Below are 26,424 nucleotides of genomic sequence, written 5' to 3'. Positions count from 1 at the left end.
AGGCCGTCAGGTGATGCAAATGACCTCCATTGCGTTTGAAAAAAACGGTAGTGGGCGCGGGACTGCTGTCATTCCCGCAGATCAATAGGTGTCTTAACAAGTCATTGACGGCGCAAAAGCCGCGGCGTGTGCTGACTTAAATCAAGGTGCTCGGAAAAATGACGCCGGCAGGCTTAACGTAGAGGTGTTTTCAGCTCCCTTCACACGCGGCATCCTAGCGCGAGCGGGAAATAGCGGCAAATCACGGCGGTCTTTTCTCGCGGTGGCCGAATGGGTCAGCGTCGCTTTCATAATCGCGAGCAGGCAATAAAAGCTGCTGCGGACGCGTGCAAAAAAAACCGCACGCATAAAAATTAGGCTGCGCGATTCCGATAGTCCATTTAAACATAATGCGCGAGATCGCCGCTAGGATGATGCGGCGGCATTCAGGTGTTCGGCGGTAAAAATTTACAACTTTAAGTATTGATCTTCAGGTTTGGAATTCAGCGATGCGGAAAATAATCGAATTCCCCGACGTGGCATCGTCCGGCCGTCGTGCCGCTCCCTCCGGTCAGCCCGCCGGAAGCGCTCCGGGTTCGCCATCAGATCAGCGCCGCCGTCGATCGAGCCGATCTGGGCGGTGGTCGATTCATTGTCTCGAACCCTCGAATGCATCAAGACGATGTGCGCGACCGCTCCGAACGGACCGATCCGCGAAAAGCTGGAGATCGAACGAACAAATCTCGTGATCGGGCTTTTCGTCGCGCGGATCGCGGCAATGCGGGTGACGTCGGGCGAGCCCGCAGCCGAGGCTTTGGCCGAGCCAAATTTTCCGATTCCCGGCGCGGATGACGGCGTGCCGCTTTATCGCGCGCTAGGCGTCCATAGCCGGACCAGCGGGCCGTCTGCGCCCCGCACCGGGTCCGTCTTCGGCAGCTTCACTTCCGGAATCGTCTTCAACGCCTTGGCGTGGTTCTCAGGCGTCGGCCGCGTGATCTGCATCGGCGGGCCCGGCGGATAGGCGCCGACCACGCAGAAATCCGGGCTGGCCGAAAGGCACTGATGCCCGGTGCCCGCGGGCAGGATGGCAACGTCGCCGGCCGATATCTCCAGCTCCTCGCCGCCGTCGCCGCCAAAGCGCACGCGGGCGTGGCCGCGGGCAACGCCGAGCACCTCATGCACGGTGGCGTGATAGTGCGTGTAGTCGTAGACGCCGTTGCGCCACATCGCGCCCCAGCCATTGGCGCCGAACAATCCCTCGATGGTCTTTTCCGGATGATCGTTCGCGACATCGACCGCACCCTTGTAGACCAAGAATGGCAGGGGATTGTTGGGTACGAGGCCATCGTCCTCGAAGACGAAGGCGAATGGTTCAATATCGGCGCTGACAACGGACATGGTTGCTCTCCGCAATCGCAGAAATCGTAGGGTGGGCAAAGCGAAGCGTGCCCACCATTCCGAGTGAAGCGTGAGATGGTGGGCACGGCGCTGTCGCGCCTTTGCCCACCCTACAACTTCAAACCAAACTCCGCGCCTCACGTTCCCTTAGGAATCTCGAAAACCAGACACGTCGTCGTCGCATGTGCGAGCAGCCGGCCGTTGGTGTCGGTGATGCGTGCTTCCGCTGTCGCGGCGCGGCGGCCGACATTGAGCGTCTTGCCCTCGGTGCGGACAGGGCCGGTATCCCTGGTCATGCCCTTGATGAAGGAAATCTTGAATTCCAGCGTGGTGTAGCCGGTGCCGGCGGGAAGCGCGGTGTGAACCGCAAGCCCCATTGCTGAATCCAGGAGGATCGCGGCATAACCGCCATGCACCGAGCCGATCGGATTGTAGTGCCGGAAGCCCGGCACGCTCTGGAACATGACGTGCCCCTTCTCGGCGGTGGAAATCGAACGGCTCGACATTCTGCATGATCGGCGGCGAGGGCAGCTTGCCCTCGAAAATAGCGCGGACGAAGTCGAACCCGGACATCGCCGCCATCACATGCGTCGGTGTTACGCCGTATTCGATCTTGGCATTGGCGGGTTCGTCCATTGGGAATGCGTTTGCAGTTATCACGCCGTCATGCCCGGGCTTGACCCGGGAGTCCATCGCGTTTCGAGGAGGATGGATTGCCGGGTCAGGCCCGGCAATGACGAGTGAGCGCCTTACGCCCGCTTCTTTTCCCGCATCAGGTCCGCGAACCGCTTGAACAGATAGTGCGAGTCGCGCGGGCCCGGGGAGGCCTCGGGGTGGTATTGCACCGAGAATACTGGCTTGTCCTTGAGCTCGATACCGCAATTGGAGCCGTCGAACAGCGAGATGTGGGTCTGCGTGGCGCCCTCGGGCAGGGTGTCCTGATCCACGGCAAAGCCGTGGTTCATGGAGGTGATCTCGACCTTGCCGGTGGTCTCGTCCTTTACCGGATGATTGGCGCCATGGTGGCCCTGATGCATCTTCCTGGTCTTGGCGCCGACGGCGAGGCCCAGCATCTGGTGACCGAGGCAGATGCCGAAAGTCGGTGTGCCCGACGCGATCACCTCACGAATCACGGGCACGGCGTATTTGCCCGTGGCCGCCGGATCGCCCGGGCCGTTCGACAGGAACACGCCGTCGGGCTTCATCGCCAGAATGTCTTCGGCCGACGTCGTCGCCGGCACCACCGTGACCTTGCAGCCTTCACCGGCCAAGAGCCGCAGAATGTTCCGCTTGATGCCGTAGTCGATCGCGACCACGTTGAACTCCGGCTCGCTCTGCCGGCCAAAACCCTGCTGCCAGGTCCACGGCGTCTCGTCCCAGGTGAAGCGCTGGCCTGATGTGACCATCGGCACCAGGTCCATGCCTTCGAGGCCCGGCCATTCCCGCGCCTCTTCCTTCAGCCCGTGCAGGTCGAACATGCCGTTCTTCGAATGCGCGATCACCGCATTCGGCATGCCCTTGGAGCGGATCAGCGCGGTCAGCGCCCGGGTGTCGATGCCGGAGAGGCCGATGATGCCGCGGGCGCGCAGCCACTGATCGAGGTGGCGCGTGGCGCGGTAGTTCGAGGGGTCTGATATAGCCGAGCGCAGGATCACGCCGCGCGCGCCGGGTGTCGCCGCCATGTTCACCGTCTCGATATCCTCGTCGTTGGTGCCGACATTGCCGATATGCGGGAAGGTGAAGGTGATGAGCTGGCCGGCATAGGAGGGATCGGTGAGGATCTCCTCATAGCCGGTCATCGCGGTGTTGAAGCAGACCTCGCCGACAGCGTGGCCCTCCGCGCCGAGGCCAAAACCCTCCAGCACGGTACCATCGGCAAGCACGAGCAGCGCGGTCGGTTTCTGGTCCGGCCAGGCTGAGGAATTATCGGATGTTGTCATGAGCGCACTTCATAGTCGCAAGCGCCCCCGCGCGTCAAAGCCGGAAGGCCGGAAAACGGCGGGATTCACATGCGTTTGCTGCATATTTGACCGCCGGTTCCGCCGGCCCTGCTTTTTTGGGCCAAATCCGCCTGAAATGGGACCGCTCGGCTTAACCAATTCGAGCCGATCTCGCTCGTTTCGTGCCCGCGCCGGACCGGAGGCCACTCCCGTAGTGGCGCGGTTAGCCCAGCCCCTATATAGACGCGGAATCTTCCGATAGACCCAAGGGCCCTTCCAGCGGCGCTATTTTCAGTGAGGCAACCATGCTGCGCGACGACATCAACAACGCGGTCAAGGAGGCCATGAAGGCGAAGGAAGAGCGCAAGCTCTCCACGCTGCGCATGGTCAATTCGGCGATCAAGAACGCCGACATCGACGCGCGCGGGCAGGGCAAGCCGCCGCTTTCCGATGCCGACCTGCTCGGCCTCCTGCAGAAGATGATCAAGCAGCGCCAGGAATCGGTCGAGCTCTACGACAAGGGCGGCCGCGCCGAGCTCGCCGCGCAGGAGCGCGAGGAGATCGCGGTCATTTCCGCCTATCTGCCCAAGCAGATGTCGGACGACGAGGTGAAGGCCGCGATCTCCGCCGCCATCGCCGAGACCGGCGCCGCCGGCATGAAGGACATGGGCAAGGTGATCGGCGTGCTGCGCGCGAAGTTCGCCGGCCAGATGGATTTCGGCAAGGCCAGCGGCATGGTGAAGGCGGCGCTGACCGGGTGAGTCTTTTGTAGGACGAGCCCTCAGATCTTCCCGCGGGCCCTATTGGGCCGCAGCGAACAATTCCCATCGGCCGGGAATGCCTTTGAGATCGAACGCACCGCGTTCCGTAAATTTGAGCCCAGCACCGGCGACAAGATCGGTTACAACGCGCGATACAAGGACCTCGTTCGCACCGCATTGCGCCATCACGCGCGCGGCGGCGTGCACCGCGATCCCGCCGACATCCCGGCCCCGCACCTCGATTTCGCCGGTGTGCAGGCCGGCGCGCAGAGGGAGACCCATTTGCTGCGCAGCTGCGCCGAAGGCGAGCGCGCAACGCACCGCGCGCCCTGGTCCGTCAAAGGTTGCGAGAATGCCGTCGCCTGTGCTTTTCACGAAATTTCCGCGATGCTTCTCGACAGTCTGCTTCGCCAGACGATCGTGACGATCGAGCAGTTCGTGCCAGCGCTGGTCTCCGACTTCCACCGCCATACGCGTCGAGTCGACGATGTCGGTGAAGAGGACGGTCGCCAGGACTCGATCCGTTTCGGGAAAAGAGGCGTCGCGATGTCCAGTGACGAATTCCTCAATGTCGCCGATTAGCCCCTCGCACGCTTCCGCAAAGCACGCGCCATGGGGAAGATCGCCGTATTCGATGTATTTTGCGCCGGGGATAGCGGCAGCGAGCTTTCGACCTTCAGCGATCGGGACGACTGCGTCGGCGCGACTGTGTAGGACCAGTGCGGGAACCCGCACGCTGGGCAGGACCGACGTTACGTCGATCCGACGGTTCATTAACATAAGTGTTTTGAAAGCGCCGGGACTGCACGACAGACGTTCCAACTTGCCCAATAGCGCAATCTCGCGCGCGTTTCCGTCGTGGGTCCCGATCACGCGCTTCATCGATAGGCCAGTGCCCCATGCTGCTACTTTCGCCGCAACGAAGGCTTCGAACGCCTCGTCGGATACGGAACGCCCCGCACGGACAAAACCGCCGACAAGAACGAGATGTGATACCCGTTCAGGATACGTCGCCGCGAATAACACACTCATGGGACAGCCCTCGGAGAACCCAAGCAGGACAGCCCGCTTCGAGCCGATGGCATCCATGACGGCGCGAACATCGTCCATGCGTTCTTCCAGCGACGGCACACCGGACACGCGATCCGACAGGCCTTGCCCTCTCTTGTCGAAGGTCACAACGCGCGCAAATCTTGATAGATGGTGCAAAAACGCCGTTAATCCGGGCAGTTCATGGTGGAATTCGACATGGGAAATCGCGCCCGGCACGATGACGATGTCGAGCGGACCATGCCCTATCGTCTGATAGGCGATGTTTATGTCGCCGCTGAGCGCGTACCGCGTCTCCGGCATAGCGAAATCAGCCATCGGAGTCTCCGATATCCAGTCATTATTGCTCCGACGACCGATCCGGATCAATCATGGACTGAAGCCTCGTCGATGCGGTGCAAGGTCGGTTCCGGGTCATTTGACCATCGGCCGGTTACTCCCGGTCTACCCTGATGAACAGACATTCTCCCCGGCCGTCGACATATCTCAGAGGTGCCTATTGCTGCCGTTCCAATCGTGCATTTCGCGAGGCTCCAGCCGCTGCAGACGTGGCAGGACCGCCCGCCTCATGGGTCGCGCGGCGTAATGCTCATCGAAGCCTCCAAACTGGTGAGGGCGGCGCTGTCGGGATAGTTTTTTCCGCGGGAACCTTTCCGCCGACGCAGCGTCCAACGGGTTCAAGCTCGTTCATGCAAGCGTCGTGGAAAGGTATCTCGATGAATCCGAATGTGCATACACTCGATCGCGCAAGAGCGTCGCTGCCTGATATCCAGAGGCCCGGCAGAGCCGAGGTCGAGTCGGCGGTGCGCACCATCATCCGATGGACGGGCGAAGATCCTGATCGGGACGGCCTGCGCGAGACGCCGGCGCGGGTAACGCGCGCGTTCGAGGAATTCTTCTCTGGCTATGGTCAGGACCCCGTTGAAATCCTGAGGAAGACCTTCGAAGAGATCGAAGGCTATGACGAGATGATCGTGCTGCGCGGCATCCGTTTCGAGAGCCATTGCGAGCACCATATGGCGCCGATCATCGGCCAGGCCTGGGTGGCCTACATTCCAAATGGCCGTGTGGTCGGCATCAGCAAGCTGGCACGGATCGTCGACGTCTATGCCAGGCGCCTGCAGATTCAGGAAAAGATGACCGCGCAGATCGCCAACACCATCAATGACGTGCTGGAACCGCAAGGCGTCGGCGTCATTATCAAGGCGTCGCATCACTGCATGACGACGCGCGGCGTGCACAAGCCGGACTCCGATCTCGTGACCAGCCGCATGCTCGGCTCCTTTCGCGACAACGCGCTGACCCGCCAGGAATTTTTGGGAATGGCGACATAGAGCATGATCCGGAAAAGTGGGCGGTTTTCCGAAAGAGATCATGCTCAAACAAAAAGATGACCGACGAGCATGATTCAACGCAGTTGAAGCATGCTCTAGCAGCAAGCTAAGCGGAGGATGAGATGGCTGATCAGCAAGCCCCGCCCGCCGGTCCCGATCTGTCAAAGGGCATTCTCTTGTCCGAATTCGCGGGCGAGACCTTGCTTGGCCATGTCGGCGACGAAGAAGTCGTGCTGGTGCGCTCGGGATCGGAGATTTTCGCGATCGGCGCCCATTGCACCCATTATCACGGGCCGCTCGCGGAGGGCCTGGTGACCGGCGAGGGCATCCGTTGTCCCTGGCATCACGCCTGTTTCGACCTGCGCACCGGCGAAGCCACCCGGGCGCCGGCGCTCAGTCCGATCGCCGTTTGGAAGGTCGAGCAGGAAAACGGTCGCATCCTGGTTCGCCAAGAGCGTGAACAGCCCAAGCCGCAGCTGATGGGCGTCACCGATGCGCCCGGCCGGATCGTGATCGTCGGCGGTGGCGCGGCAGGCTTTGCCGCAGCCGAGATGCTGCGACGGCAGGAATACCCCGGCAGCATCGTGATGCTGAGCCATGAGGCGGCGGCGCCGGTAGACCGACCGAACCTGTCCAAAGACTATCTCGCCGGCAGCGCGCCGGAGGACTGGGTGCCGTTGCGGCCGGATGATTTCTATGCCGAGGCGAAGATCGAGCTGCGGCTCAACACCGAGGTCATGGCCATCGACACCAACGCGCGCCATGTCGTCACATCAGGCGGGGAGACCATCCCCTACGACCGTTTGCTGCTGGCGACCGGCGCGGAGCCGGTGCGCCTGCCGATACCGGGCATGGATCAGCCTCATGTCCATGTGCTGCGCTCGCTGGCCGATTCCCGTGCGATCATTGCGTTGGCGGATGGCGCCCGGCGCGCGGTCGTGATCGGCGCGAGCTTCATCGGGCTGGAAGCCGCGGCCTCGTTGCGCGCCAGAAATGTCGAGGTCCACGTCGTAGGCCTCGAGCAGCGCCCCATGGAGCGTGTGCTTGGGCCGGAGCTCGGCGACTTCGTCCGCGCCTTGCATGAAGAGCACGGCGTCATCTTCCATCTCGGCGACACCGTCTCCGCGATCCAGGGCAAGCGCGCGACGCTGAAAAGCGGCGGCGTAATCGAGGCCGATATCGTGGTGGTCGGCGTCGGCGTGCGTCCACGCCTCGAATTGGCCGAGCAGGCGGGGCTGGCGGTCGATCGCGGCGTCACCGTCAATGCCTATCTGGAAACCAGCATCCCCGGTATCTACGCCGCGGGCGATATTGCGCGCTGGCCCGATCCGCATTCCCTTGAGACCATCCGTGTCGAGCATTGGGTGGTGGCTCAGCGTCAGGGCCAGACTGCCGCGCGAAACATGCTTGGGCAGCGCGAGCCGTTCCATGCGGTGCCGTTTTTCTGGAGCCAGCACTACGATGTGCCGATCAACTATGTCGGTCACGCCGAAAAATGGGACGAAATCACCGTCGACGGCGACATCTCCGGCAAGGATTGCCTGCTCCGGTACAAGCGCAACGGCCGCGTGCTGGCCGTCGCCTCGATCTATCGCGACGTCGCAAGCCTTGAGGCCGAGCTTGCGATGGAGAACGCGCGGACGCCCTAGGCCACGGCTACAAAATGTCTCCCCCCGTCATACCCGGGCTTGTCCCGAGCATCCACGTCTTTAAACTCACGAGAGCATGATCCGGAAAAGTGGGTACCGGTTTTCCGAAAAGATCATGCTCAAATCAAAGAGATAGACCGGGATGACGATTCGAAGAAAAGTCATCACGCTCTAACCAAGCAAACATGAACGTGGATGGTCGGAACAAAGTCCGGCCATGACGAACGTTAGCGACGGGCCGCCACCATGCTCACCGAAGCCTCAACCTACGACGAGCTCTACCGCAACTTCCGCTGGGACGTCCCGGATCGCTTCAACATGGCGACTGCGTGTTGCGATCGATATGCTGACGGCACCAACCGGCTGGCGCTGATCTATGTCGACGAGGACGGCGTCACGACGCGCACCTCGTTCGACGAGGTCGCCGAGATGTCACGCCGGTTTGCCAATGTGTTGAAGGCCGACGGCCTCTCGCGCGGCGACTGCATAGCCGTGTTCCTGTCGCAATCCCTTGAATTACCGATTGCGCATCTCGCGGCGTTCCGGTCCGGCATGATTTCCATTCCGCTGTTCGCGCTGTTCGGCGAGGACGCGCTGGAATTCCGGCTATCGAATTCCGGCGCACGGGCCATCGTTACCGACGAAAGCGGATGGGAGAAGCTCTCGAAGATTCGCGACCGGCTGCCCTACCTTCAGGCTATCTATGTCACGACCGACATCGCGCACGCTGGCGCGAAGCCGTTCTGGCCGGCGATCGAGGAAGCGGACGACGTGTTCCCTACCGTCGATACCTCGGCGGACGATCCGGCTCTGATCATCTACACCTCGGGCACCACGGGAAATCCCAAGGGCGCGCTGCATGCGCATCGCGTCGTGCTCGGCCATCTCCCCAATGTCGAGATGTGCCACAATTTCTTGCCGCGGCCGGGCGATCTGATGTGGACGCCGGCCGACTGGGCCTGGATCGGCGGGCTGATCAATTGCCTCTTGGCGTTCTGGTATCACGGCATTCCCCTAGTCGGCCACCGTGCGCGCAAGTTCGAGCCGCAGGCGGCGATGACGATGATGGCTGAGCTTGGCATCCGCAACACCTTCCTGCCGCCGACTGCGCTGAAACTGATGCGGCAGGCTGGCGTGAAAAATCCGGGCTTGAACCTGCGCAGCATCTTCACCGGTGGTGAATCGCTTGGCGGCGAATTGCACGGCTGGGTGCGCGAGACCTTCGGCATCGACGCGCATGAAGTGTTCGGCCAGACCGAATGCAATCTCGTGATCGGCAGCAATTCGAACCTGTTCCCGATCCGCCCCGGCTCGATGGGAAAGGCGACGCCGGGCTTCGACGTCCGCATCGTCAACGACAAGGGCGAGGAATTGCCCCGTGGCGAGCGCGGCATCATCGGCGTGCGCCAGCCCTGTCCCTGCACCATGATCGAATACTGGAAGAACCCGGAAGCGACTGCGAAAAAATATGCCGGCGAATTCCTGCTGACCGGCGATCTCGGCGTGCAGGATGAAGACGGCTATTTCTGGTACGTCAGCCGCGAGGACGACGTGATCACCACCGCTGGCTATCGCGTCGGCCCCTCGGAGATCGAGCACACGCTGATGAAGCATCCGGCGGTCGCGATGTCGGCGGTGGTCGGTATTCCCGATCCGATCCGCACCGAATCCATCAAGGCCTGGATCGTGCTGCGTCCGGGCTTTGCGCCGAGCGACGCCCTGGCGCGCGAGATCCAGGAGTTCGTGAAAGTGCAGCTTGCCGCCCACGAATATCCGCGCTTCGTGCAGTTCGCCGAGACCCTGCCGATGACGGCGACGGGGAAGGTGCTGCGGCGGGAACTGCGGGCGCTGGGTTAGGGCTCTTCGGTCAATTCGACGCGGTAGAAAAATGCAAAAGAAAATGTCTCACGCCGCGGGCCTGCACCGCGTCTCGCTCAACAAGCTCCATGATTTGGACGCGGCGCTGGAGCTTATGTATTACGGCTGGCGCGGCATGACGCTCTCGGCCGACCAGTATCTCGCCACGCTCGGCCTCTCACGTCCGCACCATCGCATTCTCTACGTGGTCGCACGACAGCCCGACATCTCGATCGGGTCGCTGATCGAGATCCTCGGCATATCCAAGCAAGCCGTGAACCGGCCGCTTGGCCTGTTGCTGCAACGTAAGCTTCTGACATCGAAGCGGTCGCCCGAGCAGCATCGCTCCAAACTGCTGCGGCTGACGGAAGCAGGAAAGCGCATCGAGCAACGGGCGTCGGGTTACGAGCGCAAGGTCCTGCGCGAGGCGTTTGATCGTGTCGGTTCCCCCGGCGCTGCTGCCTGGATGGCGGTCATGGGGGTCATCGCAGACAACAACTGACCGCTTTCTCATGTCAACATAGTTGACGTTAAAATTGCCCTGTGTCATCTCTTCCTGGCAGTTGCACAGAGAGAAGGCGCGAGCATGAGCGAACAGCCAATGGACCGGGCCGCTGCGGGACGCTTTGTTGAGACGTGGTGTGCGAACTGGCGCAAGGTCGATATCGACGCCGTCGTTTCGCACTTCGCCGAAAACGCCGAGATGCGCAGCCCCCTGGCGCTCAAATTAACCGAGTCGCCCGTGGTCGCGGGCGTCGAGAACATCCGTGCTTACTGGCAGAAGGCCTACGGCCATATCGCTAGCGCGGACCTGAAAATCCTGAACTGGAGTTGGGACGATACGATTGCTCGCTTGACGGTCTGGTGGCAGCTGGGCGACGCGCGCGCCAGCGAGTTCATGGACTTCGACGGTGCCGGCCGTGTGGTGCGTAGCGAGGCCTTCTACGGAAAGTAGCCATGCGATTTTCGGACATTATTCTGCTTCTCAATACGCTCTGGTTCGGCGGCGCGTTCATCCAGTTCAGTATTGCCCAGGGCAATACGCTCAAGATATTGGTGCCGCGCGAGGAGCGCGGAAATCCGATCGCCCCGACCTTGTCGGCCAGCGTTGCGTTTCTGGGTGGGATCAATCTGCCGATCGGCCTCCTGTCCTTGTATCTCCTTTTGTTCCGGCCGCCCTTCTTTCAGGCGGACGCGCAGCTTGCGTTGTTCCTGTTCTTCGCCGCGTGTCACTTCAGCCAGTTCGCCTACAACCTTCCGGTCCTGATGCGCGGCGGACGGGTCGGGGTGGCGTATTGGCCTGTGCTGAAGGGGCCGATGCTCCGGATTTTTGTCATCGATGCGGTGCTGTTTGTTGCGAACCTTGTTGTGGCGCTGCTGCTCCTGCTCCGGTTCTGACATGCGGTGCTCCCGTTTCCAGCCGCCGAAGCGGTGAGGGGGAGCCGTCAGGCGGCAATGCCGGCGCCCGATGGCTTGACGAAGATCAATACGCAGTCCCGTGGATCGGCTCCAATACGTCCGATCATGGAGGGGGAGCGCGATGTCGATCTCCGGAAAGGCCGATCCGGTGGTGCGGCCGATTACTGCGGCGGACATTGCGGAGGCGCTGAGCCAGGGGTTGCGGGATTTTCAGGCGATGCCGCTCTACGGGCTCGCCTTCGGTGCATTCTATGCCGCCGGCGGGATCGCAATCCTGCTTTGCCTGACGGCATTCGGCATGGTCTATCTGGTTTATCCGCTTGCCGCGGGCTTCGCGATGATCGGCCCGTTCGTCGCTATCGGGCTCTACGAGGTGAGCCGGCGGCGCGAAGCCGTGCAGCCGGTTTCGTTCGGCGCGATCTGGGCCACGATAAGGTCGCGCAGCGAGATCGGCTGGATGGCCTTCGTCACGCTGTTCGTGTTCGTGGTGTGGATGTACCAGGTGCGGCTGTTGATCGCGCTGCTGCTCGGGCTCAACGCCTCGTTCTCCAGCCTGCACGATTTCATCACGGTGGTGCTCACCACCCATGAGGGTCTGCTGTTCCTCGCAATCGGCAACGCGGTCGGCGCCGCGCTGTCGCTGATCCTGTTTTCGCTGACCGTGGTGTCGTTTCCGCTATTGCTCGACCGCGACGTCGATTTCGTCACCGCGATGATCACAAGCGTCCGCGCGGTGGTGACGAGCCCGCTGCCGATGATCGGCTGGGCGGCACTGATCGTGGTGCTGCTCGCGGTCTCGGCGATGCCGTACTTTCTCGGTCTCGTGGTGACGCTGCCGGTGCTCGGCCACACCAGCTGGCACCTCTATCGCCGGATCATCGCGCCGGTGCCCGGCTAGATCGCGACCCCGATCATTTCGCCTTCAGAACCGCACGCAGCATCGCTGCCAGATCGTGCCGGCGGTAGGGCTTGTTCAGGATCCGCACGTCGCGGCCGGCCCCGTCGATCGCCTCGGCGGGATGTTCGGTATGGCCGGAGGTGAGGAGAATCTTCAACTGAGGCCGCAGGCGCGCGGCCTGGCGGGCGAGCTCGGTGCCGAACATGCCGCCGGGCATCGCGACATCCGTGAACAGGAGATGGATGTTCTCGGGGCCGCGCAGTATTTCGAGTGCCGCGGGCGCGTTGGGCGTGACGATGACGCGATAACCGAGCGCCTTCAGTTCGCCTTCGACATAGCCGCGCACCATGTCGTCGTCCTCGACCACGAGAATGGTTTCGCTGCCAGTCGGCGCGGCCGGCTGACTGCTGGACGGCACGGCGCTCGGCTGAGATGTCCCGACCCGGGGAAAGAAGAGTCTGACCGCGGTGCCATGGCCCGGCTCGGAGCGGATCTGCATCGCACCGCCGGATTGCTGCGCGAAGCCGTAGACCATGCTCAGGCCGAGGCCGGTGCCTTTGCCGACCTCCTTGGTGGTGAAGAACGGCTCGAAGGCGCGGCCGGCGACCTCGGCCGTCATGCCGGTGCCGGTATCAGTCACCGCAACCATGACATAGTCGCCGGGCCGGGCTTCGCCGTTGACATCGACGTCGGTTTCACCGAGCGACGTATTCTTGACCTCGACCGTCAGCTTGCCGCCTGATGACATGGCGTCGCGCGCATTCAGCACCAGGTTGAGCAGCGCCGAGGCCAGTTGGCCGGGATCGACGCTGGCCTGCCACAGGTCCTGATCGAGGTGGAATTCGCACTCGATATGTTCGCCGAGCGTTCGGCGCAGCAATGGCTCCATGCCGAGAATTTTCTGGCCGATGTCGATGTGCTTCGGCATCAACGGCTGCTTGCGCGCGAACGCCAGCAGGCTTCGTGTCAGGTCCGAGCCGCGTTCGGCGGCGGTCGCGATGCTCTCGGCGATGTTGCTCAGCTCCTTGTGAGGAGCCAGCCGCTCGGCAAGGTGCTCGGCATTGCCGAGAATGACGGTCAAGAGATTGTTGAAATCATGCGCCACGCCGCCGGTGAGCTGACCCATCGCCTCCATTTTTTGGGATTGGGTGAGTTTCTGGTTGAGCTCGTCAATGGCGGCGCGCTGACGCTCGAGCGATTCAGCGGTGCTGTTGAACTGTGTCATCAGCCCGCCGAGCTCGCCGCCCGGATGGGGCAGGGGAATCCGCGCGCGCAGATCGCCAAGCCCGAGCTTCGTCGCCATCGCGGCCAAACGTCCGACCTGACGGCCGATAATCATGGTCGCGAGAATCCAGACGCCCGCGAGCAGCAGCAGCGAGGCCACCGCAAGGATTGCCAGGTCCTCGTAAAGACGGCGGTTGGCCGCGGCCACCAGGCTGTCCTTGGGCCGCCCGACCATGATGTGGAGCCCGGCATCGCGCGCTGAGGGCGAGCGAGCAGCAGTCCAGACACGGGTTCGGCCCTCGCGCCCGGCCGCTTCATGGAACGGCTCGCGGTGCGGCGAGGCCGCAAACCGGAACAGCTCCGAACTTGCAATCGATGCGCCGGCCGGCTCGGTCCAGTCCTTGCTGTCGGGCGCGACGAGGACCGTGCCTTTCCTGTCAACCAGCAGAATCTCGCTATCATCGGACAGGCGCCTGTCGTGGTCCTCGGCGAATTTCTGCAGGTTGAACGAGGCGAGCAGGATGAATTTCAGTTCGCCGGATTCGGTGCGAACCGGATAGGCGATCTGCAGCACGGACGTCCCCGTCAGCCGGCCGAACACAGGCTCGAGCGTGACGATGCCGTGTGCTGTCAGCGCCTGCCTGAAATAGGCGCGATCCCTGAGATCGAGCGTCCGGTTGGTTCGTAGCGAATCGCAGAACAGGCTGCCGTCCGGATTGATGGTCAGGATGCCGGTGTAGCGCGTGTATTCCTCGCGCACGGCGGACAGGAAGGCCGAGCAGGCCGCCTTGTCGCTGGTATTGAGGTCGCGGGCGCGGGCGAGGCCATAGTGAAGCTGGGCCGTGCCCTGAATCTTCTCATCGAGATCGCCGAGGATATCGTTGGCGGTAGCCGACAGGCTGGCCAGCGCGGCATCGATGTCGCTCGTGCGGTTCTGCACGAAGCGCAGCCCCACCAGGATGGCCGGCACCAGCATCGCGGCAATAACGAGAATTAATAGCCGGGTGCGCAGGCTCATCGGTGCGTCGTTCCGCGCTCAAATCAGCTGTTTCGTTGTTAGAGTGACGTTCGGAATCTACCTGCGAACCAGCCATTCTGGAACCACGCGTGCTGGAATATCCTCTAGGCAAGTCCGAGTCCACTCGTGAAGCCCGGCAAGAAGGCTATGGCCCTCCATCGTCGTTCCCGTGGGAGCCGTGCTTCTATTGTTGCGCTGGGTTCCGCTGGAGGATCACGCAATCAGATCATTGATCACACTGGCGAGCTTGCGTTCGTCGCCGTCGAAACTGGCAATCATCGCCCCCAGCATTTCGTCCGGCTTCAGTTTTTCGATTTTGAGCGGGTGGCCCGCGCGGTCGGCCAGCAGGGCGAAGAACGTAAGCTGCGACCGTCCATTTCCTTCGCGGAAGGCATGGATCGCATTCAGCTCTGCCAGGAAATGCGCAGCTTGGTTTGCGAACCTCAGCGCATCGAGATCCGAAGGAAATCCGCAGATCGCAAACCGTCGAACAGCTTGTTCGCCTGGTCTTCGATGTTTTCGGGAAAGCAGAACGGATTGCCGCCCTTCGCAATCCTGACCGTGCGGATCTGCCCTGCCCACTGATAGACATCTTGAAACAGATGGTGGTGGATAGCCCTGTAATGCTCGAAGTCCATCGATCCGTCTGGCAGCGGTTCTTCCGCTCGCGCGCTGGAAATTTCTGTCTCGAATGTCTCGAGTTCGTTCTGGTTTCGCAAGTCGAGCTTATTCACCAGTACGGTCGAATTCTTGTAGGTGTAGGGATCTTCGATCGCATCGTACATGCGGTCGGTCAGCCCTTGCGATGGCTGCGAATGATTGCCTGGCGATATTCGTCCGCCGTGAGGCCTTTGCTGCGCGCATCGGTGGCGCGCTTTTTCATCGCCGGCGTGAGCTTGATGCCCTCGACTTCACTGATCTTGGCAAAGCGATCGCTTCCGAGCACGAACCGGCCAGACCCCGCCTTTTTTGCCGCAATGTTCTTCCGTTTCACCATAACCGCAGGATACCACGAGTCGTAGCCAATAGCACGCACAGGAATCGGCACGCGAGTGATGGTTGGGGGAGGAAGGACGCCGCCTACGGCGTCCCGATGCCCATTTCCTTCAGCGCGGCCAGCATTCGTTCCGGCGGCTGCATCTGGATGGCCAGCGCGTTGCCGGTCTCCAGGAGGCTCTTCAGGCTGGACAGGATCGCGGGCCAGCCCGTGCGGCCGCCGGACAGGATGTCGTCGCTGATGTCGCGGTCGTGCGATTGCAGCATCGTCAGCTTGACGACATCGCCGGCCTGCTCGATCTCGTAAGTCACGAGCGTCGGCCCGAGCTTTTCCACCAGCGCCGGCCAGTTGACGTTGAAGGTGACGGTGAGCTTCCTTGGCGGTTCGCACTCGATCACCTCGCCCGAAATATGCAGGGCGCCGTCCGGCGTTCGCATAATGAAGGCACCGCCGATCCTCTGATCGACTTCGACCGCATGGCCGGAGAAATACTTCCTGGAAAATTCCGCGCGCGTCAGCGCCTCCCACACCTTCTCCGGCGTCGAGGCGATGTAGATCGTGTAGACGATCGCCGGCTTGAACTCTTTGATATTCAGAGCCTCAGGCTTACTCATCACGCTTCTCCAACTGCCGTTTCAACTCGCTAAGCGCGGCAAGTTTCCCGCGCTCGAATTTCTTGATCCACCGCTCGCCGATCTGATGAATCGGAACCGGATTGAGGTAATGCAGCTTCTCGCGGCCATGCCGGAGCGTGGAGACGAGGTTGGCTGCTTCGAGAATTCCAAGGTGCTTGGTCACGGCCTGCCGCGTCATGTCGAGGCCGTCGCAGAGCTCGTTCAGCGTCTGTCCGTTTTTGGCGTGAAGCCTGTCCAGCAGCGCGCGCCGCGACGCGTCGGCGAGCGCTTTGAAGACTTCATCCATGGTTCGGATAATAGGCAACCAAAAGGTTGCATGTCAAGAGCGTGTGTTGGGCGCGGCCCACAGCCTGTGTTATCGTGCGCCCAGCCAACGCAGATTGGCCTTGAACAGTCGGGGTGGAACATGGTCGATCGCCTCAAACTCGCAGCCTGGTGCTCGATCTATTTTCTCGCTTGCCCGGGCGCTGAGGCGCAGCAACAGGTGATCGGCGCGCCGCCCGAAGCGCTCAACATGAAGCTGGTTGGAACCAGCGATCTGCAGGCGCGCAGCGCCTATCAGCCGACCATCCACCATCAGGGCGACCGCTGGATTGCCTATATCGGTCATCACGGCGGTAGCGACGAAATTCCGGCGCCGGTCAATCCGCAGACCGGCAGGGCGGAGCCGAACGGCACGTCGATCGTCGACGTCACCAATTCCTCGCAGCCGAAATATCTGCGCCATCTCCCGGGCCAGGAAGGAAAATATGAAGGGGGCGGCGCGCAGATGGTGCGGATCTGTGACGGCAAGGCATTGCCGAAGGGCGATCGCAACGCGGTTTACATGCTCAGGACGTTTGGCGGCGAGGCGCATGAGATCTGGAATGTCGCCGATCCCGCCAATCCCGTGCTGATCACGCGGATCGCCGGCCTGAAGGACACGCACAAGAACTGGTGGGAGTGCGACACCGGCATTGCCTTCCTGGTTTCGGGCGCGCCGGACTGGCGCACACGCCGCATGACGCAGGTCTACGATCTCTCCGATCCTGCGCATCCGCAGAAGATCCGCGATTTCGGCCTGCCTGGCCAGGAGCCGGGCTCGACCGGCGCGGTGCCGACCGAACTGCATGGGCCGATCTCGACCGGGCCTTCCGGCAACCGGGTCTATTTCGGCTACGGTACCAACAAGGGCGGCATCTTGCAGATTGTCGACCGCGAGAAGCTGCTCAACGGGCCCAAGGAGCCGACCCCTGACAATCTGCGGCTGCCGGAAATTGCGCGGCTGCCGATGTCGGCATTCAACGGCGCCCACACGACCTTTCCGATGCTTGGCATGCCGATTGCGGAATTCGCGCGCGACAAGGACGGCAAGACCCGCGACATCGTGATGATCGTCGATGAGGCGATCCTGAACGAATGCAACGAGCCGCGGCAGATGGTGTGGTTCGCCGACGTCACTGTCGAGAACCGGCCGATGATGATCTCGAGCTACACCGTGCCAGAAGCGAGCGGAACGTTTTGCGAGCGGGGCGGGCGGTTCGGCGCGCATTCCTCCAACGAGAGCATGGCGCCGGTGTTCTACAAGAAGATGGCCTTCATCGCCTTCTTCAATGCAGGCGTTCGCGCCCTCGACATTCGCGATCCCTTTCATCCCGCCGAGGTCGGCTATTTCATTCCGGCGATCACGGCGGCGACCGACAAGCGCTGCGTCAAGATCGATGACAAGCACCGCTGCAAGGTCGCGATCCAGACCAACAATGTCGAAACCGACGAGCGCGGCTACATCTACATCGTCGACCGCGCCAACACCGGCCTGCACATTCTGGAACTGACCGGCTCGGCGCGCGCCGTCGCCGGCCTGCCGTAAGGGGCCGGCGATGCGCCGCTGGCCGGTCATCGCGTTCGCCACCATCGCGCTCGGTGCGCTGTCGGGCGCTGCGGCCTACCAGCATGCAGGGTCGTTTCAGCACGAAGGGAATGGCGAGTGGCGGGAAATCCCTTGGCCGTTCCCGCGCGATGGCTGGCCTGCCGGCAAGGCTTTTCGCTGTGATGGATGCGGCGGCGATGTCGCGATCTATCTACGGTCGAAGATCGGTTTCTGCAATTGCGACCGCGGCGTCGCCGACGACGATGAGGTCGATCGCGTCGCCGATGTCGATTTGATAAATGAGCGCTTTGTGCCCGTCAGCAGCGGACAGGTGGTGCGCGTGGCAGATATGCCGGGGCGGATCAGGACGTATGAGCTGCCGCCGGCCGCCAGCACGAGACACGCGGTAGGCATCGCCGTCTCGCGCCGCTGCGATCTCCTCGTCGCGGTCGCGCATGGCAACGGCGACGCGTCGGAGATAGGGCGCGCCGCGCTGGCGTTTCTGGCTACAAATGAGATGACCCGCTGGGTGATCGCCGCGATGGAGGAACGGTGACGGTGCTTCTTAACCTCGCCCCAGCACTCTCCCCGTAAAGAATGGGCAGAGAGAGTCAGAGCGCGGCTTCCATCTGCGGCTCCCACATGCATAATGTCCTAACCGCCCTCACAGTCGGAACCCCACATGTCCCTCCAGGTCTATCTAGCCTTTGTCGCCGCCTGCATCGCACTCGCCTTGTTGCCCGGTCCAGTCGTCACGCTGTTGATCGCGAACGGGTTGCGGTACGGGACGCGCGCGGCGATGATCAATTGCGCCGGGGTACAAACCGCGATGGCGATCGTGATCGGCACCGTCGCCATCGGTCTGACCTCGCTGATGGCGACCATGGGTTACTGGTTCGACTGGGTGCGCTTTGCCGGTGCAGCCTACCTGATCTGGCTGGGCATCAAGCTGATCCGCGAGCCGGTCGAGGGCGTCAACGCCGACGAGCCGCCACCGCCGCCGCGCGGCGGCTTCTTCCTTCAGGGTTTTCTGGTGCTGCTCTCCAATCCGAAGGTGCTGATTTTCTTCGGCGCGTTCATCCCGCAGTTCATGGACATGGAGAAGCCTCATCTGCCGCAGGTGGCGCTGCTCGGCATCACCTTCATGGTGATCGCCGCCTCGACCGATGCGATTTACGCGCTGCTGGCCGGTCGGGCGCGAAAATTCTTCTCCAAGCAGCGGACGCGGCTGGTGTCGCGCGTCTCCGGCGGCGTCATGATCGGCGGCGGCATCTGGCTGGCGCTGACACGGGCGCGCTGATTCTACGGCCCCTGCCTCGAGCGCATCAGCGACGGCGTTTCCCGTAATACGGGTTGGTCACGCATTGCGCCGAGCGGCCGGATGCGACTGCTTTGCACTGCGCCATCGACCCAAAGCGGCATGAAATGCCGCCCTGAGGCCCGTACGACTGCAGGCAAACCGGGTAAGCCGGATCATACATCTGGGCTTGCGCGGGCAGCGTCGTCGGGCCCAGAACCAGCACGACTGAAATGGTCAATGCGCGCATCATAACTCTCCCGACGCACTTTTCCGGATCATGGTCTAGCGCCTGGACTTCGGCTAGGACAACGCTGCTGTTTGATCCAGATCAAAGGCGCTGCGGGCGATCGGTAAGGTGGGGTGACCGAATACTGCACGTTGGATCAATAGCAAACGCTGCCGGTTCACGCTTCGATGGGATTGCGGCCGCAGCTTGCCGGCACCCACCCCGCCAAGCGTGCTCGTGCGCTGGCGAGACCCCAGGGCTCACCCCCTCAAACGGCCAGGGCGGTCTTGCCGGCAGGCCGCACTGTGTGGGCCAAAGGAGGGGCATCCCTTGGAGACGATACATCTGGACTGTCCGAAATGCGGACGGAAAATGATCCTGGTCGCAACGCGCGACGGCAAGATCCCTGCGGTCATGCAGTGCCCGACATGCGACCGTCCCGACCCGCTGAAATCCGAAATCGTCGAAGGCTGGATCAGCTCGCTTCGGCCGCCTGCGTGACCCGCAGCTCGCCGCTGCAATCTCGTGTCAGGGCTCAATGAATGGCCAACATCGTCGCCATTTAGGAGCGAAGCGAGAGCCACGGGGGCAGTAGGCTCCCTCCCCCACAAGTGGGGAGGGAACGTACCTCGTGCATGGCATGCCGGGCGGAACCAGCAGCCCAAGGCAATCGGGGTCAAATCAACCGCTGCGCCCGCAGTGCCACTTCGATCTCGCCAAGGATCCGCGCCAGCCGCTCCGCCCATGCCTTCTCGCCCGCGGGATCTGAGATCAGGTCCTGGCGGATCTCGATTCCCGTGTTCATCAGCCCGCGCGCCTCGCCGTGGACGGGGATCGTGTAGTCGGTCTCGTCGCTGACGGCATAGGGCTCGTTGTCGCCGACCACGAGATCGCCCTCGGCGCGCAACAGTTTCAGAAGCAGCGGCGCCAGATGCGTGTCGCGGTGGTAGAGCGTGCCGATGTGCCAGGGCCGCGCGATCCCGGCATAGACGGGCGTAAAGCTGTGCAGGGATACCAGCACCGTCGGCATGCCTGCGTTGCCGCGCTGGTCGATGATCTCGCCGATGCGGCGGTGGTAGGGATCGAATATCTGCGCACGCCGGATCGCGGCAGCTTCGCGCGAAATGCCTTCGTTGCCGGGTATCGTGGTCGCCTCGCTGATGCGCGGGATCGAGCTTGCGACATGGGGCGGGCGGTTGCAGTCGATCACGAGGCGCGAGTATCGCTGCACGATCAGATGCGCATCCAGATGCGCAGACAGCGCTTCCGCGACGCCGGCGATCCCGATGTCCAAGGCGATATGGCGCGTCAGTTCGCTCTCGCTCACGCCGAGATCGCCGAGCAGGCGCGGAATAAGCCTGCCGTAATGGTCACATGTGAGCAGAAACGGCGAGCGGCCTACTGCATTATATTCATGGACCGGAGGAACATCCTCGGCGCTGAGGAGTAGGGCTGTGCTTGCGGAGTCGTTCAAATCATTTTCCCTGAACCGGTGCCTATCGAAGCGGCAGCCCGATCTACAATTGAGCAGGATTCGGCCTAGATGAGACCTACCAGAATCGACGATTGTTTGACGATGCCGCTCCTGACCATCAATCACAAGACTGTTTATCGCTATACGCGCCCGGTCGCGTTCGGCGAACACCGCGTCATGCTGCGCCCGCTGCCGGGGCACGACCTGCACATCCGCGCCAGCCACCTCGAGATCGAGCCGCAGCCGATGCAGCTGCGCTGGATCCACGACGTGTTTGGCAACAGCGTGGCGATCGCGACCTTCGACGAGCGCGCCGACACGCTATCGTTCACCGCGACCGCGACCGTCGAGCACAGTCCGGCGGAAGAGTTCGCGCTGACGCCGGACGATCCGGCCTATTTCTATCCGTTCCTCTATGACGACGAGGAGTTTCCGGACCTGTTGCAGTTCGTCACGCCGCAATATGGCGATCCCAACGGCGAGCTGTCGGCCTGGGCGCGGCAATTTCTCGACGCCGAGGCGCCGACGCCGACGTTCAAGATTCTCAGCGGCATGACGCACGGCATTCGCAAGGCCTTCATCTATCGCAAGCGCCATGAGCAGGGCACCCAGCATCCGCTCGACACGCTGCAGACCGGCTCGGGCACCTGCCGCGACTATGCGCTGTTCATGATCGAGGCGCTGCGCCGGCTCGGCATCGCCGCGCGCTTCGTCTCCGGCTACATCTTCATTCCCGGCGACGGCGCGCATGGTTATGTCGGCGGCGGCTCGACCCATGCCTGGGTGCAGGTCTACCTGCCGAGTGCAGGGTGGATCGAGTTCGACCCGACCAACGGCATCGTCGGCACCCGCGATCTTGTCCGCGTCGCGGTCGCCCGCGATCCGCGCCAGGCGATCCCGCTGCACGGCACTTATCTGGGCTCAGCGGATGAATTCGCCGGCATGGAGGTCGCTATCAGCGTCGTCGCGGCCGGCGAAGAGGCGGAAGTGGGGGAAGGGGTCCAGCAGGCGGAAGAGGTCTGATCCATGGAGATCAAGGTCGGCTTCGAGATTTCCTATGCGGCCGCGCAACCGACGCCGATGGTGATCATGCTCTCGATTCATCCCTCGCGCTTTGCCGACATCGTCGGCACCGAGCGCATTGTCGCCGAGCCTGACGTTCCGATCGGCTTCTATCGCGACAGCTTTGGCAATGTCTGTGGCCGCCTCGTCGCGCCCGCCGGCGGCGTCACGCTGCGCGGCGAGGCGCTGGTGCGCGATTCCGGCCTGCCCGACGCGGTGGTGCCGACCGCGCAGCAGGTGCCGATCGACCAGTTGCCCGACGATGTGCTGCTCTATCTGATGCCGAGCCGCTATTGCGAGACCGACAAGCTGACCGACATCGCCTGGTCGCTGTTCGGCACCACGCCGCCCGGCTGGGCACAGGTGCAGGCGATCGTCGACTTCGTGCACAACCACGTCACCTTCGGCTATCAGCACGCCCATCACATGAAGTCGGCGCATGACGTCTACGAGCAGGGCGCCGGCGTCTGCCGCGACTTCGCGCACCTGGCGCTGACCTTCTGCCGCTGCATGAACATTCCGGCGCGCTATTGCACCGGCTATCTCGGCGACATCGGCGTGCCGCGCAGCCCCGCGCCGATGGATTTCTCCGGCTGGTTCCAGGTCTACCTCTCGGGACAGTGGTACACCTTCGACGCCCGCCACAACGTCCCCCGCATCGGCCGCGTCCTGATGGGTACCGGGCGGGATGCAGCCGACGTCGCGCTGACCACGAGCTTTGGCCGGATGGATCTGGTGAAGTTTTTCGTCGTCAGCGACGAGGTCGTGCCGGCGTAGCTGCCTGCCAGAGCCGTCATTGCCTGCGACAAACGCGAAGCGTTTGCGCAAGGGAGCGAAGCGACGAAGCAATCCACCTTTCCGCGCATGAGGCGGCAATGGATTGCTTCGCTTCGCTCGCAATGACATAGAAGGCCATGATTTCAGATCGTCTCTTCGTCTACGGCACGCTGATGCGCGGCTTCGACCATCCGATGGCGCAGCTCTTGTCGCGTAGCGCGGATTTTTTGGGCACCGCGACCTGCCGCGGCCGGCTCTATCGCATCAAGCATTATCCGGGGCTGGTGCTGTCAGACAATCCGGCCGACATCGTGTTCGGCGAACTATATCGCCTGCGCGACCGCGACGCCTTGCTCGGCGAACTCGACATGTATGAAGCCTGCGGCGAAGGCTTTCCGGAGCCGACCGAATACGTCCGCCGCATGCTGCCGCTGGCGCTGGAAGACGGCAGCACCGGCGAGGCGTGGACTTATGTCTACAACTGGCCCGTCACCGGCCTGCCGCAGATCGCATCGGGGAAGTTTCTGGAGGCGTGAGTCTCTTGTCCCGGACGCGGTGCATCGATCGCGGCGATGCGAAGCGAGACCTACCCCGCATCCAGCCGCTCGCGCTCCATCCTTATATCGATCTCGCGCTCGACAAATTTCCATTCCTCGGTGGCGCGCAGCGTGCGGACCAACTCCTCGAATTCGTCGGCATGCGCCGGGGCGTATTCGAACCAGGTCAGGAAGTCGAAGGGCTCGCCGAGATCGCGGCTGTGGAAGAGCTGGCGGGCGACCGCTGGCAGATGTTTCAGGCTGCTCGCGATGTGCTGGGATTTGTCCTCGAAAATCTGCCGCCGCTCCTCCTGCGTCAGCTCCCACCAAGCCGCCGATTTCTTGATCGGGATCAGCGCGGCATAGGTCGCCTCGGGGCGGCCGATCTCGGCAGGCGAGGCGTCGAGCTGTTGCTTCTCGGCGCGCTCGGCATAGCGCAGATGGCTGGCGACGCCGGCAAGCCGCCAGGCGGTCGGCGAGGGCATGATCGGCAGCGTGATGGACAGCGTATGCACGACCGACACCGAAGGCGTCGGCGCCAGCGACGCTCCCTTGACGGGCGCGAACCGCGTCACCCGCCACGCCCCGCTCCTGCCACCCCGGAAGATCGTGAACATGAACGGGATGGAAGCGCGGAACGGGAAGGGATTCAAGCAGGGTCGGCGCCCGCGTACGCCGTCAGGCCCGCCCCTGACCCGGGCATCCACGTCTTTCTTTGCTGTGGCGGGCTATGGCGGCGAGCGATAGTGCCACTTTCCGTCCTGTGAATAGCGGCGAGAAGCCTGATAAACATCGCTTTCGGAGCCCGCCTCCCTATATCCATGCTCGGTTGGCAATCGCCCAGGCAAAAGCTTAACTTATGCGCTTCACCCCCCAATTCCTCGAAGAGCTGCGCGCCCGGCTTCCGGTCTCCGAAGTCGTCGGTCGGCGCGTGAAGCTGAAAAAGGCGGGGCGGGAGTTCAAGGGGCTGTCGCCGTTCCAGCAGGAGAAGACGCCTTCGTTCACGGTCAACGACCAGAAGCAGTTTTACCACGACTTCTCGACCGGCAAGCACGGCAACATCTTCGACTTCGTCATGGAGACGGAAGGCGTTTCGTTCCCCGAGGCCGTCGAGCGCCTCGCCTCCATGGCCGGCATGCCGCTGCCGGCGGCAACCCCGGACGCCGCGCGCCACGAGCAGCGCCGCAAGACGCTGCACGATGTGATGGAACTCGCGGCCAAATTCTTTGCCGACACGCTCGCCTCCCGCAACGGCGCCAAGGCACGCGGCTATCTCGGCGACCGCGCCATTTCGCCGGCGACGCAGCTCCAGTTTCGCCTAGGGTATGCGCCGCCGGATCGGTTTGCGCTGAAGGAGCATCTGGGCGCGCAGGGCATTTCCACCGAGGACATGGTGGAAGCCGGGCTACTCGTAGCCGGCGACGACATCCCCGTTCCCTATGACCGCTTCCGCGACCGCGTGATGTTTCCGATCACCGATGCCAGGGGCCGCGTCATCGCCTTCGGCGGCCGCGCGCTGGAAAAGGACGTTCCGGCAAAATATCTGAACTCGCCGGAGACGCCGCTCTTCCACAAGGGCGACAATCTCTACAACCTCGCCACCGCGCGGCAGGCGACGCACAACGGCGCGCCGCTGATCGTGGTCGAGGGCTATGTCGACGTCATCGCCATGGTCACCGCCGGCTTCGGCGGCGCCGTCGCCCCGCTCGGCACGGCCTTGACCGAAAACCAGCTTGCGCTGCTCTGGAGGATGGCGGACGAGCCGATCCTCTGCTTCGACGGCGACCGCGCCGGGCAGAAGGCCGCCTACCGCGCCGCGGATCTCGCGTTTCCCAATCTCGCGCCCGGCAAAAGCCTGCGCTTTGCCCTGCTACCGGAGGGGCAGGACCCGGACGACCTCGCGCGCACCGGCGGCCGCGTCGCGATCGAGGAAGTGATTTCTGCCGCGCGCGGACTCGCCGACATGATCTGGTCGCGCGAGATCGAGGGCGGGACGTTTGCCACCCCCGAACGGCGCGCCGCGCTGGAAGCGCGCATCAACGAACTTTCCAACGGCATCCGCGACGAGGTTGTGCGCCGCTATTACCGCCAGGATCTCGCCGAGCGCCTGCAGCGCACCTTTGCGCCGCAAGGCGGGGGCGGCAGTTACGGAAGAGGTAATTTCCGGTCCGGCCGCGGCGAATCACCCCGCGCGTTTGCCCCGCGCGGAGCGGCTCCGGCCGGCCGATTCGCCCCCCGCGGCGGCCGTCCCGGGGCAGCCCTGGGGATCGCGCCCGGCCCCTACCAGGCGGCGAGCCCCCAGCTCGCGACCAGTCCGATCATGCGGGGACAGCGTAGCGCCATGTCCCGCCGCGAGGCGCTGATCCTGCAATCCCTCATTAACCACCCCTGGCTGTTGCACGACCATCTGGAGGAGGTGGCCGCCCTGGAACTGGCCCATCCCGAGGCCAACAAGCTCCGCGCCGGCATTATCGCGGCCTTCGCCAACGACCATCACCATTCCCCTGACGTCGAAGAGCAGGCCGAGAAAATGCGCGGCGATCTCGAAATCCGTGGATTAAGCGAGATTCTTCAACGGGTTGAGCGGGCGATCACGACCGCTGCCGTGTGGGCTGCAAGGCCGGGCGCGGCCCGCGAGGATGTTTTGGCCACCTGGCAGCAACTGGTTGTCTTGCATCAGAAAACACATGCCCTACTTAGGGAGAAGAAAGATGCCGAATTGGCGTTGGCTGAGGAGACCAGCGAGGCCAATCTGGCATGGCTGAAGGATGTCGGCGCCCGGCTGGACTCCCTCGACGGCACCGAGGCCCTGATCGAGGGTTTTGGGGAGCTTTCGGGCCGGTTCCGTAAAAGCGTTTGACGTTTAAAAAATGATGCGGACGGCCTTGGCCTGGCCCGCGAAAAGACTCGCCAAATCCATGATTTGGCGGCAAAAACAGGGTTAAGCGAAGCTTAAGGGCCCTTCGGGCTACGAAAGACAGAAACCGACGAATTGGAATTCGGGGTGGCGACGGTCTGCGCCGCCCTTTGCGCGTCGTAAC

General features: G+C 63.0%; 28 protein-coding genes and 1 pseudogene. 16 read left to right on the top strand and 13 right to left on the bottom strand.

Going from position 1 to position 26,424, the window contains the following annotated elements:
• Positions 1–843: 843 nt before the first annotated feature.
• The 3 genes and pseudogenes from AC0QUY_RS07880 to carA form a co-directional block, all read right to left on the bottom strand.
• Complete coding sequence (locus AC0QUY_RS07880; RefSeq protein WP_475386409.1) at positions 844–1,377, bottom strand: cupin domain-containing protein; 534 nt, start codon at positions 1,375–1,377, stop codon at positions 844–846.
• Between the two features lie 137 nt (positions 1,378–1,514).
• Positions 1,515–2,013 (bottom strand): annotated as a pseudogene (locus AC0QUY_RS07875) (PaaI family thioesterase).
• A 113-nt stretch (positions 2,014–2,126) separates the two neighbouring features.
• Entirely contained in the window at positions 2,127–3,317 is a 1,191-nt protein-coding gene (gene carA, locus AC0QUY_RS07870) for a glutamine-hydrolyzing carbamoyl-phosphate synthase small subunit (RefSeq protein ID WP_475386408.1), read from the bottom strand.
• A gap of 305 nt (positions 3,318–3,622) precedes the next feature.
• Here carA and AC0QUY_RS07865 point away from each other — a divergent pair, with 305 nt between their 5' ends.
• Positions 3,623–4,078, top strand: coding sequence for a GatB/YqeY domain-containing protein (locus AC0QUY_RS07865; RefSeq protein WP_475386407.1), 456 nt, complete (start codon positions 3,623–3,625; stop codon positions 4,076–4,078).
• Positions 4,079–4,117: 39 nt separating this feature from the next.
• Here the strand turns inward: AC0QUY_RS07865 and AC0QUY_RS07860 are convergent, their stop codons facing one another.
• Positions 4,118–5,347 carry an adenylate/guanylate cyclase domain-containing protein gene (locus AC0QUY_RS07860; protein ID WP_475386406.1) on the bottom strand — a complete coding sequence of 410 codons (1,230 nt, stop codon included), beginning with the start codon at positions 5,345–5,347 and terminating at the stop codon, positions 4,118–4,120.
• A 497-nt stretch (positions 5,348–5,844) separates the two neighbouring features.
• Between AC0QUY_RS07860 and folE the strand changes: the two genes are divergently transcribed.
• The 7 genes from folE (at position 5,845) to AC0QUY_RS07825 (ending at position 12,285) form a co-directional block, all read left to right on the top strand.
• Positions 5,845–6,462, top strand: coding sequence for a GTP cyclohydrolase I FolE (folE, locus tag AC0QUY_RS07855; protein ID WP_475386405.1), 618 nt, complete (start codon positions 5,845–5,847; stop codon positions 6,460–6,462).
• A gap of 122 nt (positions 6,463–6,584) precedes the next feature.
• The gene (locus AC0QUY_RS07850; protein ID WP_475386404.1) at positions 6,585–8,111 is read left to right on the top strand and encodes an FAD-dependent oxidoreductase; all 1,527 of its coding nucleotides are present in this window, start codon (positions 6,585–6,587) and stop codon (positions 8,109–8,111) included.
• 246 nt (positions 8,112–8,357) lie between these two features.
• Complete coding sequence (locus tag AC0QUY_RS07845; protein ID WP_475386403.1) at positions 8,358–9,968, top strand: acyl-CoA synthetase; 1,611 nt, start codon at positions 8,358–8,360, stop codon at positions 9,966–9,968.
• Positions 9,969–10,011: 43 nt separating this feature from the next.
• Positions 10,012–10,470 carry a MarR family transcriptional regulator gene (locus tag AC0QUY_RS07840; RefSeq protein ID WP_475386402.1) on the top strand — a complete coding sequence of 153 codons (459 nt, stop codon included), beginning with the start codon at positions 10,012–10,014 and terminating at the stop codon, positions 10,468–10,470.
• 84 nt (positions 10,471–10,554) lie between these two features.
• Positions 10,555–10,923, top strand: coding sequence for a nuclear transport factor 2 family protein (locus AC0QUY_RS07835; RefSeq protein ID WP_475386401.1), 369 nt, complete (start codon positions 10,555–10,557; stop codon positions 10,921–10,923).
• A gap of 2 nt (positions 10,924–10,925) precedes the next feature.
• On the top strand, positions 10,926–11,366 hold the full coding sequence (locus AC0QUY_RS07830; RefSeq protein WP_161851897.1) for a hypothetical protein: 441 nt from the start codon (positions 10,926–10,928) through the stop codon (positions 11,364–11,366).
• A gap of 142 nt (positions 11,367–11,508) precedes the next feature.
• Positions 11,509–12,285, top strand: a complete 777-nt coding sequence (locus AC0QUY_RS07825) for a DUF2189 domain-containing protein (protein ID WP_475386400.1) — start codon at positions 11,509–11,511, stop codon at positions 12,283–12,285.
• 13 nt (positions 12,286–12,298) lie between these two features.
• Here AC0QUY_RS07825 and AC0QUY_RS07820 read toward each other — a convergent pair whose 3' ends face one another.
• The 6 genes from AC0QUY_RS07820 to AC0QUY_RS07795 all read right to left on the bottom strand — a co-directional run bounded on the left by AC0QUY_RS07820 (position 12,299) and on the right by AC0QUY_RS07795 (position 16,445).
• Positions 12,299–14,527 (bottom strand): ATP-binding protein, encoded by a 2,229-nt coding sequence (locus AC0QUY_RS07820; protein WP_475386399.1) that lies wholly within the window; start codon positions 14,525–14,527, stop codon positions 12,299–12,301.
• Between the two features lie 213 nt (positions 14,528–14,740).
• Positions 14,741–14,944 carry a hypothetical protein gene (locus AC0QUY_RS07815; RefSeq protein WP_475386463.1) on the bottom strand — a complete coding sequence of 68 codons (204 nt, stop codon included), beginning with the start codon at positions 14,942–14,944 and terminating at the stop codon, positions 14,741–14,743.
• Between the two features lie 26 nt (positions 14,945–14,970).
• Entirely contained in the window at positions 14,971–15,165 is a 195-nt protein-coding gene (locus AC0QUY_RS07810) for a Fic family protein (protein ID WP_475386462.1), read from the bottom strand.
• 155 nt (positions 15,166–15,320) lie between these two features.
• Positions 15,321–15,575: a hypothetical protein gene (locus tag AC0QUY_RS07805; RefSeq protein WP_475386398.1), complete on the bottom strand. Its 255-nt coding sequence runs from the start codon at positions 15,573–15,575 to the stop codon at positions 15,321–15,323.
• A gap of 32 nt (positions 15,576–15,607) precedes the next feature.
• On the bottom strand, positions 15,608–16,120 hold the full coding sequence (locus AC0QUY_RS07800) for an SRPBCC family protein (protein WP_475386461.1): 513 nt from the start codon (positions 16,118–16,120) through the stop codon (positions 15,608–15,610).
• Positions 16,121–16,130: 10 nt separating this feature from the next.
• Positions 16,131–16,445: an ArsR/SmtB family transcription factor gene (locus AC0QUY_RS07795; RefSeq protein WP_475386397.1), complete on the bottom strand. Its 315-nt coding sequence runs from the start codon at positions 16,443–16,445 to the stop codon at positions 16,131–16,133.
• A gap of 120 nt (positions 16,446–16,565) precedes the next feature.
• Between AC0QUY_RS07795 and AC0QUY_RS07790 the strand changes: the two genes are divergently transcribed.
• The 3 genes from AC0QUY_RS07790 to AC0QUY_RS07780 all read left to right on the top strand — a co-directional run bounded on the left by AC0QUY_RS07790 (position 16,566) and on the right by AC0QUY_RS07780 (position 19,308).
• The gene (locus AC0QUY_RS07790) at positions 16,566–18,008 is read left to right on the top strand and encodes an LVIVD repeat-containing protein (RefSeq protein WP_475386396.1); all 1,443 of its coding nucleotides are present in this window, start codon (positions 16,566–16,568) and stop codon (positions 18,006–18,008) included.
• 10 nt (positions 18,009–18,018) lie between these two features.
• Positions 18,019–18,564 (top strand): hypothetical protein, encoded by a 546-nt coding sequence (locus AC0QUY_RS07785; RefSeq protein ID WP_475386395.1) that lies wholly within the window; start codon positions 18,019–18,021, stop codon positions 18,562–18,564.
• 126 nt (positions 18,565–18,690) lie between these two features.
• Positions 18,691–19,308: a LysE family translocator gene (locus AC0QUY_RS07780; protein ID WP_475386394.1), complete on the top strand. Its 618-nt coding sequence runs from the start codon at positions 18,691–18,693 to the stop codon at positions 19,306–19,308.
• A 25-nt stretch (positions 19,309–19,333) separates the two neighbouring features.
• Here AC0QUY_RS07780 and AC0QUY_RS07775 read toward each other — a convergent pair whose 3' ends face one another.
• Positions 19,334–19,555: a DUF3551 domain-containing protein gene (locus AC0QUY_RS07775; protein ID WP_475386393.1), complete on the bottom strand. Its 222-nt coding sequence runs from the start codon at positions 19,553–19,555 to the stop codon at positions 19,334–19,336.
• A gap of 351 nt (positions 19,556–19,906) precedes the next feature.
• Between AC0QUY_RS07775 and AC0QUY_RS07770 the strand changes: the two genes are divergently transcribed.
• On the top strand, positions 19,907–20,035 hold the full coding sequence (locus tag AC0QUY_RS07770; RefSeq protein WP_256380320.1) for a hypothetical protein: 129 nt from the start codon (positions 19,907–19,909) through the stop codon (positions 20,033–20,035).
• A gap of 175 nt (positions 20,036–20,210) precedes the next feature.
• Here the strand turns inward: AC0QUY_RS07770 and AC0QUY_RS07765 are convergent, their stop codons facing one another.
• Positions 20,211–21,008 (bottom strand): N-formylglutamate amidohydrolase, encoded by a 798-nt coding sequence (locus tag AC0QUY_RS07765; RefSeq protein WP_475386392.1) that lies wholly within the window; start codon positions 21,006–21,008, stop codon positions 20,211–20,213.
• A gap of 102 nt (positions 21,009–21,110) precedes the next feature.
• On the opposite strand from AC0QUY_RS07765, the gene AC0QUY_RS07760 reads away from it, so the two are divergent.
• The 3 genes from AC0QUY_RS07760 to AC0QUY_RS07750 all read left to right on the top strand — a co-directional run bounded on the left by AC0QUY_RS07760 (position 21,111) and on the right by AC0QUY_RS07750 (position 23,383).
• Positions 21,111–22,031: a transglutaminase family protein gene (locus AC0QUY_RS07760; protein ID WP_475386460.1), complete on the top strand. Its 921-nt coding sequence runs from the start codon at positions 21,111–21,113 to the stop codon at positions 22,029–22,031.
• Positions 22,032–22,034: 3 nt separating this feature from the next.
• Positions 22,035–22,847, top strand: coding sequence for a transglutaminase-like domain-containing protein (locus AC0QUY_RS07755; protein WP_475386391.1), 813 nt, complete (start codon positions 22,035–22,037; stop codon positions 22,845–22,847).
• 137 nt (positions 22,848–22,984) lie between these two features.
• Positions 22,985–23,383 (top strand): gamma-glutamylcyclotransferase family protein, encoded by a 399-nt coding sequence (locus AC0QUY_RS07750; protein ID WP_475386390.1) that lies wholly within the window; start codon positions 22,985–22,987, stop codon positions 23,381–23,383.
• A 50-nt stretch (positions 23,384–23,433) separates the two neighbouring features.
• Here AC0QUY_RS07750 and AC0QUY_RS07745 read toward each other — a convergent pair whose 3' ends face one another.
• Entirely contained in the window at positions 23,434–24,000 is a 567-nt protein-coding gene (locus AC0QUY_RS07745; RefSeq protein WP_475386459.1) for a chlorite dismutase family protein, read from the bottom strand.
• Positions 24,001–24,242: 242 nt separating this feature from the next.
• Here AC0QUY_RS07745 and dnaG point away from each other — a divergent pair, with 242 nt between their 5' ends.
• Positions 24,243–26,243 (top strand): DNA primase, encoded by a 2,001-nt coding sequence (dnaG, locus tag AC0QUY_RS07740; RefSeq protein WP_475386389.1) that lies wholly within the window; start codon positions 24,243–24,245, stop codon positions 26,241–26,243.
• Positions 26,244–26,424 lie beyond the last annotated feature (181 nt).

The organism is Bradyrhizobium sp. WYCCWR15520 (genome assembly GCF_056174665.1).
Note: the sequence above shows the minus strand (reverse complement) of the source record. Positions and strands in the feature narration are given on the sequence as shown.

Coding starts and splice junctions, on each gene's coding strand:
- dnaG (WP_475386389.1), top strand. CDS start 24,243: ATGCGCTTCACCCCCCAATTCCTCGAAGAGCTGCGCGCCCGGCTTCCG.
- AC0QUY_RS07865 (WP_475386407.1), top strand. CDS start 3,623: ATGCTGCGCGACGACATCAACAACGCGGTCAAGGAGGCCATGAAGGCG.
- AC0QUY_RS07830 (WP_161851897.1), top strand. CDS start 10,926: ATGCGATTTTCGGACATTATTCTGCTTCTCAATACGCTCTGGTTCGGC.
- AC0QUY_RS07750 (WP_475386390.1), top strand. CDS start 22,985: ATGATTTCAGATCGTCTCTTCGTCTACGGCACGCTGATGCGCGGCTTC.
- AC0QUY_RS07820 (WP_475386399.1), bottom strand. CDS start 14,527: ATGAGCCTGCGCACCCGGCTATTAATTCTCGTTATTGCCGCGATGCTG.
- AC0QUY_RS07775 (WP_475386393.1), bottom strand. CDS start 19,555: ATGCGCGCATTGACCATTTCAGTCGTGCTGGTTCTGGGCCCGACGACG.
- AC0QUY_RS07825 (WP_475386400.1), top strand. CDS start 11,509: ATGTCGATCTCCGGAAAGGCCGATCCGGTGGTGCGGCCGATTACTGCG.
- AC0QUY_RS07745 (WP_475386459.1), bottom strand. CDS start 24,000: ATGTTCACGATCTTCCGGGGTGGCAGGAGCGGGGCGTGGCGGGTGACG.
- AC0QUY_RS07790 (WP_475386396.1), top strand. CDS start 16,566: ATGGTCGATCGCCTCAAACTCGCAGCCTGGTGCTCGATCTATTTTCTC.
- AC0QUY_RS07810 (WP_475386462.1), bottom strand. CDS start 15,165: ATGGACTTCGAGCATTACAGGGCTATCCACCACCATCTGTTTCAAGAT.
- carA (WP_475386408.1), bottom strand. CDS start 3,317: ATGACAACATCCGATAATTCCTCAGCCTGGCCGGACCAGAAACCGACC.
- AC0QUY_RS07840 (WP_475386402.1), top strand. CDS start 10,012: ATGTCTCACGCCGCGGGCCTGCACCGCGTCTCGCTCAACAAGCTCCAT.
- folE (WP_475386405.1), top strand. CDS start 5,845: ATGAATCCGAATGTGCATACACTCGATCGCGCAAGAGCGTCGCTGCCT.
- AC0QUY_RS07845 (WP_475386403.1), top strand. CDS start 8,358: ATGCTCACCGAAGCCTCAACCTACGACGAGCTCTACCGCAACTTCCGC.
- AC0QUY_RS07780 (WP_475386394.1), top strand. CDS start 18,691: ATGTCCCTCCAGGTCTATCTAGCCTTTGTCGCCGCCTGCATCGCACTC.
- AC0QUY_RS07795 (WP_475386397.1), bottom strand. CDS start 16,445: ATGGATGAAGTCTTCAAAGCGCTCGCCGACGCGTCGCGGCGCGCGCTG.
- AC0QUY_RS07760 (WP_475386460.1), top strand. CDS start 21,111: ATGCCGCTCCTGACCATCAATCACAAGACTGTTTATCGCTATACGCGC.
- AC0QUY_RS07770 (WP_256380320.1), top strand. CDS start 19,907: ATGATCCTGGTCGCAACGCGCGACGGCAAGATCCCTGCGGTCATGCAG.
- AC0QUY_RS07835 (WP_475386401.1), top strand. CDS start 10,555: ATGAGCGAACAGCCAATGGACCGGGCCGCTGCGGGACGCTTTGTTGAG.
- AC0QUY_RS07785 (WP_475386395.1), top strand. CDS start 18,019: ATGCGCCGCTGGCCGGTCATCGCGTTCGCCACCATCGCGCTCGGTGCG.
- AC0QUY_RS07850 (WP_475386404.1), top strand. CDS start 6,585: ATGGCTGATCAGCAAGCCCCGCCCGCCGGTCCCGATCTGTCAAAGGGC.
- AC0QUY_RS07755 (WP_475386391.1), top strand. CDS start 22,035: ATGGAGATCAAGGTCGGCTTCGAGATTTCCTATGCGGCCGCGCAACCG.
- AC0QUY_RS07880 (WP_475386409.1), bottom strand. CDS start 1,377: ATGTCCGTTGTCAGCGCCGATATTGAACCATTCGCCTTCGTCTTCGAG.